At 49.4% G+C, this 14,441-nt stretch carries 8 protein-coding genes and 1 riboswitch; of the genes, 4 read left to right on the top strand and 4 right to left on the bottom strand.

Annotated elements, in window-relative coordinates; genetic code table 11:
• Positions 1–41: 41 nt before the first annotated feature.
• From H8B09_RS19295 to speD, 4 genes are all read right to left on the bottom strand, one after another.
• The gene (locus H8B09_RS19295) at positions 42–782 is read right to left on the bottom strand and encodes a hypothetical protein (RefSeq protein ID WP_191205217.1); all 741 of its coding nucleotides are present in this window, start codon (positions 780–782) and stop codon (positions 42–44) included.
• A gap of 15 nt (positions 783–797) precedes the next feature.
• On the bottom strand, positions 798–7,610 hold the full coding sequence (locus tag H8B09_RS19300) for an RHS repeat-associated core domain-containing protein (RefSeq protein ID WP_191205218.1): 6,813 nt from the start codon (positions 7,608–7,610) through the stop codon (positions 798–800).
• A gap of 71 nt (positions 7,611–7,681) precedes the next feature.
• Entirely contained in the window at positions 7,682–8,707 is a 1,026-nt protein-coding gene (locus H8B09_RS19305) for a TolB-like translocation protein (RefSeq protein ID WP_224753786.1), read from the bottom strand.
• Positions 8,708–8,755: 48 nt separating this feature from the next.
• A riboswitch (cyclic di-GMP riboswitch) is annotated at positions 8,756–8,850 on the bottom strand.
• A gap of 347 nt (positions 8,851–9,197) precedes the next feature.
• Positions 9,198–10,016 (bottom strand): adenosylmethionine decarboxylase, encoded by an 819-nt coding sequence (gene speD / locus H8B09_RS19310; RefSeq protein WP_191205220.1) that lies wholly within the window; start codon positions 10,014–10,016, stop codon positions 9,198–9,200.
• A 158-nt stretch (positions 10,017–10,174) separates the two neighbouring features.
• On the opposite strand from speD, the gene H8B09_RS19315 reads away from it, so the two are divergent.
• The 4 genes from H8B09_RS19315 to H8B09_RS19330 all read left to right on the top strand — a co-directional run bounded on the left by H8B09_RS19315 (position 10,175) and on the right by H8B09_RS19330 (position 14,391).
• A complete protein-coding gene (locus H8B09_RS19315) occupies positions 10,175–10,558 on the top strand; it encodes a BlaI/MecI/CopY family transcriptional regulator (RefSeq protein ID WP_191205221.1) in 384 nt (127 codons plus the stop codon).
• A gap of 6 nt (positions 10,559–10,564) precedes the next feature.
• Complete coding sequence (locus H8B09_RS19320) at positions 10,565–12,598, top strand: M56 family metallopeptidase (protein ID WP_191205222.1); 2,034 nt, start codon at positions 10,565–10,567, stop codon at positions 12,596–12,598.
• 71 nt (positions 12,599–12,669) lie between these two features.
• Positions 12,670–13,098, top strand: coding sequence for a 3-hydroxyacyl-ACP dehydratase FabZ (fabZ, locus tag H8B09_RS19325; RefSeq protein ID WP_191205223.1), 429 nt, complete (start codon positions 12,670–12,672; stop codon positions 13,096–13,098).
• Positions 13,099–13,215: 117 nt separating this feature from the next.
• On the top strand, positions 13,216–14,391 hold the full coding sequence (locus H8B09_RS19330; RefSeq protein ID WP_224753787.1) for a copper amine oxidase N-terminal domain-containing protein: 1,176 nt from the start codon (positions 13,216–13,218) through the stop codon (positions 14,389–14,391).
• Positions 14,392–14,441 lie beyond the last annotated feature (50 nt).

A 14,441-nucleotide genomic window follows, 5' to 3' on the forward strand; every position in this document is an offset into this window, starting at 1 on the left:
TTTCACCTATTCGATTTATCATAGTACATGTGGCATGAGATTTATGTTAATTCAATTACAGAGACTAACTTAAATTCCTGACCCTCCTTATGAAAGACTGCCCAGTTTCCCGTCAATTCTGTGTAAGGGTCAAAAATTGCACTGCTTTTTGTAAATGCATAATAGTCATCTTTTAACGCAAATACTTGAGCAATGTCCTTATTATTATTAACAATAATCTGTAAAAGCTTTTGGTAGAGTGCATCTAAACTATTTTTAAAATCAACCTCATTTAACGATTGCCAATCAATATTCAACGAAAACTGTTGAAGAAACTCTGATCGTTGTATCGGAATGTCCGTCTGTAAATCATCATTGTTCCTAAAACCCATACTAGGAAGGGTAATCCCAAGGTATCCATCCGTTGATTCTAAGACTAAATCTTCTCTCAGTTTCTCTTTATCCACATGTATCCCCACATTTGGATCCCTACCATCTGTAAAGTAAGTCATTGAATACAACCCATTCGGATGTATAATTTCCTTCAATAACTGCAAATCCGGCGTTTTAATAGCAGTTTTAAATTTGTCAATTGTAGCAAGTATCCGTACATCATCCGGGTTTATTAGCAGTTGATCTTTGTCCTCCACGATATCCTGTCGAGAATTTTCATCAGCACCTTTTGTCACAGAATCTGTAAAATTCGGCTTCGTTCCGTGATTTCCACATGCTGTTAAGGTAAAGAACACTATTATTAAAACAAAAAAGATAACGCTAGACTCTTTTAATCTATTAGTATACAAAGGTATACCTCCTTTCTAATTATCTCCGTGAATTGTATAATTCCCATCTGCTTTTCCGAGATTGTTTTGTGAATCTTTGTAAGGATTAAATTTGTATGCGGGTAGACTTGAGATTACCCCTTTGGTAATATCTGTTACTACACTGCTACTAATACTTGAAATATAACTTTCATACGTGTCTGACATGCCTGCAGAACCCAAACTATTATAGAGACTTTTAACCGCAACATGCCAGGTTCCCATACCTGCGTATACTCCGGTTTCAACTTTCTTTTCTGTTAACTTTATATTCGGGGTTCTCCAGTTTATATATTGATACACATTTCCAGTCAGACCTTTGATACCTCCCTTAGACTGATTCTTTGATACCGCTTGCCTAAAATCCGATCCGTAATAAATATATCCAAGTACCTTTCCAACCAATAAATTAAGCGCCTTCTTAACATCTTTAGCAAAATCAGTTTCTACTCCATTTTGACCGTCTGCCGCTTTGTTAGAGCTACTAGTGTTAAAACTTCCTGTTCCTTCTTGAATAACTATTGCAAGGAATATCCTAGGGTCAATTTGAATGCCGTATTTATCCTTAATGTCTTGTGCACCTTTCCAAAGTGTATGAATTTTATCTTGACTCCATTTTAACTTTTTAAATTTACCAAGTGCTTTAGCTAAATATTTTTCTTGAACTGTTTTACCATCTAACTTCATTTCGGTCGGTATAAAGTTTTGTTGATATAGTTCATACACCCGTTGACACGATTCTTGAGAATTACATACAGAATCATGTCCACTAGGATCAATTAATAGAAGTGGGTTATTCTTTACATAAGCATACAAATTAAGTGTCAGCGAATCCCTCATATCCCCCAGATACGTATCCTCACTAATAAACCGCCCGATGCTCGAGTCAAAATACCGCGCACGCGCATAGCTCAGTCCGCTAGTATAGTCATAGTCCAGTCCCGTATAACCAACTAAGTTATCTGGTCCCGTCCAATTCGGATCGAATTTCTCCGTTGCCTTTGGATTACCAAACTCATCATATTCGTAACGAGCTGCGACCTGTCCGCCCTCTGTCAACATCGAGATCGGGCTGCCCAGAGCATCATTCACGTAGTAAAGCATCTGGCTGATGTTCTTGAAGTTTCCTATCCCCAGTGTCGGTGCCCAACCTGAATTCGGATCCTCCGTTGGCACATACGACATGCCAAGCTTCTCATCGCCCGCGCCGTAGAGGTACGTTTCTCCCCAATTCGGTACGTCCGAATCGGACACCTGCAGTACTTGAGGCAGCGCCGCTGCTGGATCGATCACGTAGTTGTAGGTGTGGTTCTTCTGCTTATATTTCGGTTCCCAGCCGCCAACTGTTAATCCTGACGGATTAGAAGTCGGGTATTGGTCTTCCTCCTGTGGATTCGTTAGCTTCACTGCCATTTGCAGACGATTGCCATCACCATCGTAGCGGTACGTTGACTTGTTGCCGTACTCATTCGTCTGCTCGACCAAACGGTTGGCTGCGTTCCACTTGTACTGCTGCAACGTGCCCTGCCTCGTTGAACCACTGCTGCTGTCGACACCAGCTACCTTCGTCATATTGCCGCGACCATCGTAAGTGTAATCTTGGTAGTCTGTACCTCGCTCCAAGTGTGTCAAATGATCCGCCGCGTCGTAGGTATATTTCTCCGTTACAGTCGCCGCGCCGGGACGAGCCGTCGAGACTTTCGTCAGGCGATTGCCGACCTTATCATAGGTATAGCTCGCATGATTGCCGCCTTGCTCATTCGCTTGCAGCAACTGATTAAGCGCATCATATGCGAAATCCGTAATGATCGTCTTTGCGGTGCCGCTTGGGTTCTCCTCGTCCTTGCCGCTTTCGGTACGCTTCACTTGTTCACGGTTGCCTACAGGATCGTATTCATAGATTAGCTGCTCCAAGACTTTACCGCCGGCATCCGCTTGCTTCATACCGGTCACTTGGCCGACTGCATCGTACGTATACGATTGCGTTGCTTGATTCGGCAGCGTCTTCGTCAATATCGCGCCTCGCTTGTCGTAGGTGTAAACCGTATTCGTGTTACTCATATCACTGACCGTGATCATCCGGCCATTCAAATCATACGTATAGCCAACGCCCTTCTGATTCGGATACACAATCCGGCTGCGTTGGTTGCCTGCCGTCCACTCATATCGAACAGCAGTGCCGTCCGGACTCGTTACACGAATAAGTCGATCCAGCGCATCGTATCGATAATCGGTCGTTCCGTTGGCATCCTTCATCGACGTACGGCGTCCATGCTTGTCGTAGCCGTATGAGACAGCAGCATTATCCGCGTATTTGATCTGCGTGACCCGGTTCATCTTGTCATACGTGTATGCCGTTGCTTGACCATCTGGAGCCGTCTGTTTCTCCACATTGCCGTTCGGGTCATAGGTGCGCTTCGTGGTCTGACCGAGCGGGTTGGTCTGCTCCAATAAAAGCCCTGTCGCATCATAGCTGTACTTTGTTTCACGCTCTTCGGCATCGACTCGCTTCTCGACGTTGCCTGCCGCATCATACGTGTATCTTGTCGTATCATTTAATGCATTCGTGACAGAGGTGAGACGACCAAGCGTGTCATAGCCGTACTTCGTCACGCCGCCATTCGCATCGGTCACCTGCAGCAATTGACCGATATCGTCATATTCGTATACCGTTACAGCATGGTTGGCATTCGTAATTGTCTTGACCTGATCCAACGCATCATATTCATATTTTGTTACATATCCAAGTTCATCCTTGGTTTCACTGATACGTCCACGGTCGTCGTAAGTCTGTACTGTCCTATTGCCCATTGCATCTACGGACGCCTTCACCCGACCTGCTGCATCATACTCCGTCTTCCATACACCGCCGTCTGGTCTGGTCGTCTCCGTGAGACGGCCAGCATCATCATAGGTATATCTCGTTGCTTGGTTGAGCGTATCGACCTGTGTCTGCAAGCCGCGCTCATCATATCGATAGTTCGTTATATAACCAAGCTCATTGACTGACTTGACTAATTGACCATTCGCATCGTATTCATTCTGAACAATGCCGCCTTCTGCGTCGGTCGTCTTCACTAGCTTATTGCTGGCATTGTATTCATAGGTCGTCTTGCCGCCTTTCGGCGTCGTAATGGTCGCTTGATTGCCATTGGCATCATACGTAAAAGTAGTTGCTCGTCCAGATGCGTCTGTTGTAGACACTAGTTGATTCAGAGCATTGTACGCCGACTTCGATTTGCCGCCTTTCGGATCGGTTGACTCTATGACATTACCTACTTCATCCGCTAATGTGACAAACGTATTTCCTTGTGCGTCCGTCACCGTACTCGTATGAGCCGAACGATCCTCCGCATAAACAGTTGTCGCACCAGAGACATCCGTCGACGAGACGACGTTGCCATCTACGTCATATTGCGTAGTCGAAGCATTGCCCTTCGCATCACGGCTCTCAATAATACGATCCATCGCATCATACACGTTTGTCACAATCGTACCGATGCCGTCCGATTGACTGATAAGCCGGTTCAGACTATCCCGATCATTCCGCTGCAGCTTACCCGTCGCGTCTGTTACCGTCTTCTGCAAACCCGCTGCATCGTAAGTGTAGACTGTCTTGCCTTTCATCGGATCGATAACAGCCGTCACATTACCCTGGCTGTTGACCTCGTAGGTCGTCTGTGCTCCAGACGGGTCCGTAATCCCCTTCAAATTTCCCTTCGTATCGTACTGATACGCAGTCTCATGACCGAGTGCATCGAAGGAAGCGACCTGTTGATTCTTGACGTCATAGCGGCCCGCTGTCGCAAAGCCCATCTCATCCCGCGACACGAGCAGATTCCCGTGCAGATCATAACGGTTTAGCGATGCCTTGCCCTTGAAATCCACCACTTTAACAAGATTGTCATTCGCATCGTAGGCAAAAGTCTCTTTCGTCCCATTCGCCTGCGTGTATACCGTGTTGCGATGACGTGAGTCATACTCGAACGTCGTCTTTCGTCCAAGCGGATCGGTTACCGTCGTCTGCTTGCGCTTCACATATTTCGTCGTAGATGCAGCTGCCACTGTCGTCTGTACTATAGCCGTCTTCGCCGTCGTTCCGCCTGACGAACTTCCGCTTGTAGTCGCATACGTTAGAATCGTATGTCCGCTGCCTACGCCTGTCTGTACAGCTGGCTTCTGATTCGGCGTGAAATCTCCGCCTACTGCGAAGTATCCGCCCGTCTTCACCGATAGGTTGTTGTTGACTGCCACGTTGTTCCGTACGAACAAGTCACCTGTCAGATCGAGCTGTGCCAACTGGTTATTAGATACGATCTCGCCGACCGTCATGTTGTCACTTACGTTCATATCAACCTTTGTATTGATGTTCAGGTTGTCCTTAATAACGATCTGCTTCGCATCAACCGTCAGCAGGCCGTTGTTGTACACGAGGTTGCCCGCGCGAAGCGTACCGTCGATCTGAATAATAGAATCATTATTCAGGTGCAGGCTGTCCTTTACCCACACGTTGCCTTGCTCCACATTGCCGCCATTGTGTGCTTTGATCGTTAACGCTTGGTTACCGTTCAGACTACCTTTGACAATGAGCGTGCCGTATACGTCGATCGTCAATGCTTTGTTAGAGTTGATGCCGTCGACGATGACAACAGCCGGCTTCGACGCCGAACCGAGTGTGATGCTGTTCTCAAGGTTGAGATAGTTCCCCTTCACGACAGGCAGACTGCCGCTTGCTGCCGCAACTGCCTTACGCATGCCGTCTGCATCGCAGTTGTCACAGCGGACCGCTGTGCCTTCATAGCCTGCAATCCGTGTATCGATCGCCGAGAGCTGCTGATCAAGATAGCGCCCGATCTCTTCCTTCAACCCCACCACTTGAACATATGGCGGAGCATTCCGTTCATTGTTCATTCGTCCAGACAACAGTACCGAGCTGCCGTTGCCAATATCCTTCGGCGAGGATGGATCGATACGCGTTGTGCTGCCGCTATTGTCACCACCACCTGTATCGCTTGGTGCGCCTGGCTCCGTCCCCTCTTCGAGCACTTCGTATTGATAGCCATAGTCCGTCCCATAGCCGTCTGAATAAGCAGTGACACGGCCCTTGTCATCATAACCAATCGTCGTAACCTCTTTACCTGAAGGGCTCGTCACGCTAGCGATATGATGACTGCTGTCGTACGTATACGTAATCTTCGTATCGTCTGCTTGTTTCAGACTAATCATGTCGCCTTTCGCGTCATACTCGAACCCGATGGAGCGTCCGCTCGGATCGGTAACGGAAGCAAGACGGCCGCCCGTATAAGTCAGCGACAGAGACGCGCCCAAAGTCGCAACCCGCGATAGCTGCGTACCCGAGTAGGAGAGCGTAATTGCGTTGCCGTTCGAGTCTGTAATGGAGGCCAGCTGTCCGTCCCCACGGAACGCATACGTCACTTGACCCGCCGAGGTCAGTGCGAACGTGCCGTCACTGCGCTTTGTCAGCGAGGCTGTCTCCCCGCGGGGGCTCATATAACTGCGGTCCGTCAGCGGTACATATTCCGACTTGCTGCCGTTCGGATCGGTCACAATGACCGTACCGCCCGTCTGTTCTTCTACACGCCACTCATAGCCGTGATGCCAGCCTACGCCAAGTGCACCTGCGTCGTTATCCCGGCTGCGCTTGCTGATTGTGAAATCAATCGGCATCAACGCGTCGATGGATAATCCGCTGTAACCGTAGACGTAATCGCCCGTCGCCAGATCGACGGGTCCACCTTGCGTCGAGTTGTCATAGACGAGACGAACTGCGATTCGCGCAGCCGTGAACTGCGGCAGCGCCGCTTGCGCCACACTGCCGTCCATCAGCGGATCGACGAGCAGCATATTGGTTCCCGATGGGACTTTCTCTACACACTGATTGCCGCCCGCGCACAGGCTGGCTGCTCCCGTGATGTTATTGGTCAGCGCGATATCCTTAACCTTCGCTACCGTATCCGCAATGGTATCCGTCTTATAATAGAAGCCTGCAAGCTGCTCCCATGTCACATCGTACGCCGGCTTCACATAGCGCATCACCGTCAATACATCCGATACGCCAGTGCTCAAGCCGTCCTTCTCGGCCGTCGCCGTAATGTTCACGATTCGGTTAGCCGGGAGCGTCACCTTCGTACTCCACTTGCCAGAACCGGACGCCATGACGTTCTTTACCGTCTGCTGATCCACACCATTCGCATCGAATACCTCGACCGTTACAGTCGATCCTGCATCTGCTTGTCCACTCACGCTGTACTGATCGCCCGTTGCCGCAGGCTGGAGCGTCAACTGTGACGGTGCTGCCGGCTGTGGTGAAGCAACGATCTCGACCTTGGCAATGTCGCTGTAGTTGTTCGCGCTAGCTCCATCCGGAATGACGCAGATGCCGTATTGGCCCGGGTCGAGCGTCTTGCCCCCAACCGTGCCATCCCAGACGTAGCTGTTTTCTACTCCGCTGCCGGTCGGGAATGATTTGCGCACAATTAATCCATTGCTCACTTCAATCGGCTTGCCGCCCTCTGGATTCGTTGTACATAACGTGATCTTCGTCATATGCGACGTCTCGGAACCCGGATTATCGAATGTAAAATAAATCGTTGCCGGCTCGCCGCTCAGCGCATTGAACTGATTCGGCTCCACGCGCATGATCGTATCGGCATACGCTTTCTTCGTGCCTAGAATACTCGTACTATCGCTGCTTGCCCCTGGATACAGAGGCACGCCTGTAATCATAATGATAGCTGCCATTGCCAGGCTCAGCGATCGGATGTACCATCGTTTCGTCTTCCTGAACACATCTTCACCTCATTGTTTGGTTGCTTGCTAGATTCGAATTAATAGATTCATAGACATAGCAATAGTGCCGTCTATCCCTTCCGAGCCATCGTCCGAAGAGAGATCGTTCCTTTCGCGCTATCCTGCAAGACGATATCATCGCCGTTAAAGCCTAGATAAGTCTTGCCAGCCCCTATATTGCCGATCGTATACACTTCGCCAGTTGATAGATTGACGCCGCGCATGACGAGCTTGCCGTTCATGTTCTCCGCCCATGCTCCTCGCGTCGCACCGATGAACATAATCGACGATTCGGTTTTCTTAACCGACGGATCCGTCAGCGCACGCGCCTTCGCCCCGCTCTTCACAGGCAGCATGACATAACCCGAATTGTTATTGCCGCTCTCGCGCTGCTTCCACAGCACGGTCGTGCCATTGAACACGAACCAGTTCACGTACTTACCCTTGGACGGCGTATACAGCGTGCTCGACTTGTCGGAGGCCACGTCATAGATGGAGAGGGATTCCCCGAACTCATCCTTATACACGATCTTGCCGCTGCCAACGACCGGGAAACGACCTAATCCAAACATGTAGTCCCATGGATCGTCGAAGTTGTACAGGTACATCTCGTTTGTATCCGTACGCGACCATACGATATGGCGGCCGCTTATGCTAATGTTCGTGAAAGGCCCAACCGCGCTGTTGAGCAAAATTACCTTATTCGCTTTAATGTCATAGGCCTTCACGTCCCATAGGACGGAATCCGCGGCATAAGATCCCTTGTCCAGCCAAGCAATGTAGCTGTCGCTTGCCTTCGGCGAGCTCTTCGCGGCGCTGCCGACGCTGACCGCCATCTTCTTGCCCGTCTTCACATTAAGCCACATCACCTGCTGCGCCCCGCTCTTGTCCTTCTCCACCCAGACAATCTGCGAAGTGCCGCCTGTCATTCGGTCCGTGGCTTTCGCAGCGGAAGCCGGTACGGTATAAGCCGTCACCCGGTCCTTCGCTACATAGGTGACAGCCGCCATAACCGATGCTGCAGCGAGCAGCGAGACTAGCGCCAACAGCGCTGTCACCGTGATCGACCTTTGCATTGTTTTACTGCCAAACATCATTGCATCGACTCCTATCGATAGTTGTGAACAGCACAAATACAAGCTAATCCGAGCAACCCGGCTATCGTGCCGCTCCATCCGGAACGGTGTTAGACCCGTGGCTTTGCGTCCCCGCCTTTCGGCCGAGTTTGCCTTTGTTCTGATACTTGTAGATCAAATAAGTCCTTCCATATAGGTCGCTAGAAATGCAGCAATTTGGCTGTTTATTCCACAATTTTCGACACAATTTACCTTTTTCCTTTACAAAATATTAACTATACCCAGTAATTGGTTCAAAAGTACTACTATTTTCAACGATCACACATCCTGCATATGATAGATTCATTGTCTCGTGTAAACCAACAATGGCATGACCAGATCCGCAACGTGCGGTGCCAAATGCCGCTCTATCAGTTGGAATGATGTGAAGATTACATGCGAGGCAAATGAATAAAATTAGTCAATAAATGCAAATAAGCCCTCCGAATGAGGGCTTGCGGAAAGTCTATTTTTAGTGAAGCGTATTATTGATGCTCTTCCCGTAGAAGATCTCGTCCTGCTCCATCTTCAGCCGCTGCGTGATCTCCTTCTGCTCCTCTTCGCTAAGCGCATCCTTCGTATAGCCGAATAGATAGTTGTTGAGATCGAACTGCCGCAGCTTGCATTTGGTATGGAAAATGTTCTCCTGATATACGTTCACGTCGATCATATCGAACTGCGCAATAATTTCGTCCGGGATATAGTTCTGGATCGAGTTGATCTCATGATCGATGAATAGCTTGTTGCCATGGATATCCCTCGTAAATCCGCGCACCCGATAATCGATCGTCATAATATCGGTATCGAAGGAATGGATGAGGTAGTTGAGCGCCTTCAGCGGCGATATTTCGCCGCAGGTGGAGACGTCAATGTCAGCGCGAAAGGTACTGATCCCTTCGCTCGGGTGATATTCCGGATACGTATGGACGGTAATATGGCTTTTGTCCAATTGCATAACGACGTTGTCCGGCAGCGGGCCTGGCGATTCTTCGAACGATTCGGTCGGCACCTCGACGATCGGACCTTCCGAGACGAGCAGCGTTACGCTGGCGCCTTGCGGCACATAATCCTGCTTCGCCGTATTGAGGACATGCGCACCGATAATATCAGCCACCGTATTCAGAATATACGTCAGCCGTTCCGAGTTGTACTGCTCGTCGATATATTCGATGTATGCCTCCCGCTCCTCCTTCGTCTTCGTGAAGCAAATATCGTACATATTGAAGCTGAGCGACTTGGTCAAATTGTTGAAGCCGTGCAGCGTAATCCGTTGTTCTTCTGAGAAAGCCATCCTCGTACCCCTCCTGTCCTTCCGTAATATAGCCAGTTTGCAGCTGGTTGATTCACCATGTATTGACAAAAGAGGATTACAGTTGTAGTCTATGTGTATCGATCGACTACAGTTGTAATCCATGAATATCAAAAGAGAGTGCTTTAGGAGGTTAGTCAATGGAATCGACCAATCCGATGCCCCGCATCTCCGAGGCGGAATGGGAAGTGATGAAGGTCGTGTGGGCGAATGCGCCAATGACCGCAAGCGATGTCGTCGCCGCGATTGGTGACAGCAAGACCTGGAACCCGAAGACCGTACGAAGCTTAATGAGCCGGCTTGTGGAGAAGGGCGCGCTTGGCTGCACGGTTGAAGGCAAGAGCTATACTTATTTCCCGCTCGTGAAGGAAGAAGAATGCGTTCGTTCCGAAACCTCGTCGTTATTGCGAAGAGTCTATGGCGGAGCCTTGAAGCCGATGCTCGTGAATTTCTTATCCGACGAACAGCTGACGAAGGCCGATATCGAAGAATTGAAGCAAATTCTCGACCAGCGGAAGGACTAGCGGCGCATGGATATCGTATACCTGCTCAGCGTTGTTCCTACCGTTCTCTTCCGCACGATTGTTACAACGTCGCTCATTGTATTGCCAGTCGTCGTACTCATTCTTATCAACCGGCAAATCCTACAGGACCACATGCCAGCACGGTGGATGTATCTAGTATGGTTGCTGCTTCCGATCCGACTGCTTCTGCCATGGACGCCTGACAGCAGCATCAGCTTATATAACTTCATCAACTTGCCAGCCGTCTTCGAATCCACCACGAACACTTCTACGACTACCGACCCGATTGTAAACGCAACTGCATCTGGCCCTTCGAACGACCAGCCATATACGATGAGTGATGTCGCTAATGATAGCTTGGCAACAGTCTACCTCAACAACAGCACGGGCACTGCCCTAGACACTTCATCCGAAACCAGCAGCATGAATACTTCAGTAATAGAACACACAACCGAAAAACCCGACTCCGCTTCTGCTCAGCAGAATACTGCCGTCAACCGTCCGCACTCTTCCATCCTGCTATCGACGCTATCTTGGATCTGGCTTGTTGGAACTGCCATCACGGCGGCTATTATGATACGTATGAATGTCAGATTCACCCGCGGACTGCGTCGAGGGACAAGCCTTACGGCCAATTCACATCTGCGTGAGCAGCTTGATGCATGTAAGCAGCAACTGCGGATTCGCAGGAACATTAGAATTATCATCACTGATTATGTATCTTCGCCTGCCCTAACGGGTCTCTTCCGACCGAAGCTGCTGCTGCCTGCTGGCCTGCTGACGTCTCTCGGCGAACAACAGATGCAGCATATTATGCTTCACGAGCTCGCGCATTGGAAACGCCGCGACTTGCTAGTCAATGCGCTCATGCACATCTTGCTCGCCATCCATTGGTTCAATCCGATGCTCTGGTACGCCTATTCGCGTATGCGGGAAGATCAAGAGTTCGCGTGTGACGCTCACGCTTTGTCCAAGCTGCAACCGACCGACAGCCGCGACTATGCGCTGACCATTATCCAGTTGCTCGAGAGTTGGTCGAAGCAGCGCCAATTCGTCAATGCTGCAGGCATGTCCGGCAGCCGAACACTAGTAAGAAGGAGAATTGTTATGATTCAATCCAATCGGCCAACCGGTCTCCGCCGTACCATACTCGGCCTAGCAGCTCTTGTGCTGATTGCAGGGTGCTCACTAACAGGGGCGAATGTGGACAAGTCTAATACAACTGCAGCTAATTCGAAGGAAATGATCGACAATGGCAAAGCATCTAGTGCTGCTGCGACGAATATTTCATATGCAACAGACTCTCCCTACCTATCTGTTCAAGAAAAAGTGGCCAAATATGACGGTTCCCGTCAGCTTTTTGTGTCGCGAGACGGCGTTGAAGTGTATGGAACGGTTCAAGCGAAGGTAAATGATAGATATGCGATTATTTATAGTTACGATGAGATGACGATATCTGTAGACGGTATCGCCCATACTTACCCTTGGCATACCATATCGGATACGAGTCCAACAATCCCCGCTAAAATTCAGCGAGCGGACGTTGATCAAGACGGAGAAGAAGAACTGATCGTCATTACTACCTCTAAGATGTGGCAGTACGGAGAACCCTATCTTCAACGTGAAGACATTCATATTATTAATCTAGACGACTGGAGCGAAACCGTTATACCAGATCCGATTGAATCGGCTTCCCGTGCGATCGTCAACTCGCGAGTTACAGTCAACAACAACCTTCATGAGGAATTGTCATTCGAATTTAATGGTGTTCGTTATATGCGTGAAGAATCATTCAATATGATGGCAGACGGAGTCCGCCTAAAGCTTGCCGATCACATCATATTGGGTCACTCTGTTTTCTACTACGTATCTTCGAATGGTGTTATTCGGGCAGGCGTATCCGCATCAGTCGATTCTGCAGATCATACAGGATCCAGCAGCGGGTTTATATCGATTATCGTGAATTACAGTGCCGATCTCCAAGAAGCTACTGTTGAAGTCACACCAAACGGAGAAGGTTGGAGCACAGAACCGATTTAACGAAGAAGTAGCGGGGTAATATTTTCCTGATAAGCGAATGTAACAATCGTCCACAAATTAGGAGGCAGTCCATGCTAGATATTGTTGAAATCAAACGTATGATTCCGCACCGTTATCCGTTTCTGCTTGTCGATCGTATCGATACATTCGAACCAGGCGTGAAGGCTGTCGGAATTAAGAATGTAACGATCAACGAGCCTTACTTCGCGGGGCATTTTCCCGAATATCCGGTCATGCCAGGCGTCCTGATTGTTGAGGCACTCGCTCAGGTTGGCGGCATTGCAGCTTTCCATGCAGACTCCGGCGTTCCTATGATCGGACTGCTGGCCGGTATCGATAACTGCCGTTTCAAACGTCAGGTCAAGCCCGGCGACCAGCTTACGTTGACCTTCGAGGTTACGCGAGCAAAAGGTCAGATCATTAAAGGCAAAGGCACGGCAACTGTAGACGGCGAGCTTGCATGCGAAGCCGAGATCATGTTTGCGCTTCAGGCAATTTGACACTCAGGTTAGTCCCAAGAGGCGGCGCGATCATTCGCGCCGCCTCTTCGTCTTGCAACCTTTTGCCAATAACGGTCGTTGTACTCGTAAAGATCCTATCGCAAAGGTTGTGTTCAATTGAAACCTGCAATGATTCGCAAACCCATCCTCGCCATAACGGCAGTAATCGCCTTATTGTCCGCTTCGCTTCCGGCAGCCCAACAAGTGCATGCCGCAACCTCAACGCAACAGCAACAACAGCTGTGGATTCAACAGGTCAAATTCAACGGCAATGAACGAGGACTTAGCTATCCGCTTATTGTCGAACCCGGCAGAGTCTGGATCGGCATGGATGACGCCGCCAGCCTATTGATCGAGTATCGTCGAGAATATAATGCGAAGAAAGGTACGATTACCTTCACGAATCCATGGCGTTATATTGAGATGAAGCTCGGGAGCAAAACAGCGACAGTTAACGGCACCAAGGTCGCACTTGCAGCCGCGCCTGCCAAGCGGGATGGCACCGTCTATCTGCCCGCCCAACTGCTCTCCCAACTCATGAAAGCGCAAGTGACATGGACCGCTAGAACATCTACGCTGTCTGTACAATATAAGACTCGTGCACTCGCCACGAGCTGGATCGATTATTACTGGGTCGACAAAGAGAATGGCGACATCTATAAAGCCGCTGCCGGGCAGCGCGCCGTACGAATCGATCGGACAACCGCCGACGTCAGCCACGCGCAGTACCTTGAACTAGAACCGCTGGGTGACAGCAATAAATTGCTGATCAAAGCGCTCGACCGTTATGCCGAACCGACTTACATTACGAAGTTAATCATCAACGGCGACAAGCTTGTGCATCAAGCAGCAGTTCACTATTCGAACTGGTTGTGGTTGGAGGGACTTGAACGGTACAACGATCAACTCGTTATGATCAACGGCTCAACGGTTGAATTCGTCACAACTGCCGGTCAAGTAAGCGCCAAATACAATCTTGCGGATTACGGTGTGAAAGACGAGTTTGTTGTAGAAGATTACTTCAATGACGTCCTCTTCGTCCGTTCTTATTCGAAACGCACGCTGCTGCTGATCGACCTGAAGGAGAAGAAAACGTACGAGCTGTACAAACTTATGCTTGATGCCAATGAGCAGAAGATTATGAACGACGCCATTGCCTACAATAACGGTTATCCTGGAGACAAATTGACTGTACTAGGCCGCAGAGGCGACACGTTCACCTTCCTGCATGGTCAGTTGATGGAGCCATACGAAGAAACGCAGCTGACGTTTACCATTCCGCGGAAGAAGTAGGCATACTATCTTTCGGCAAAATAATGCAAAATAGCAAAAAACCATCTTGA

The organism is Paenibacillus terricola, from assembly GCF_014779765.1.
Taxonomy (GTDB): domain Bacteria; phylum Bacillota; class Bacilli; order Paenibacillales; family Paenibacillaceae; genus Paenibacillus_T; species Paenibacillus_T terricola.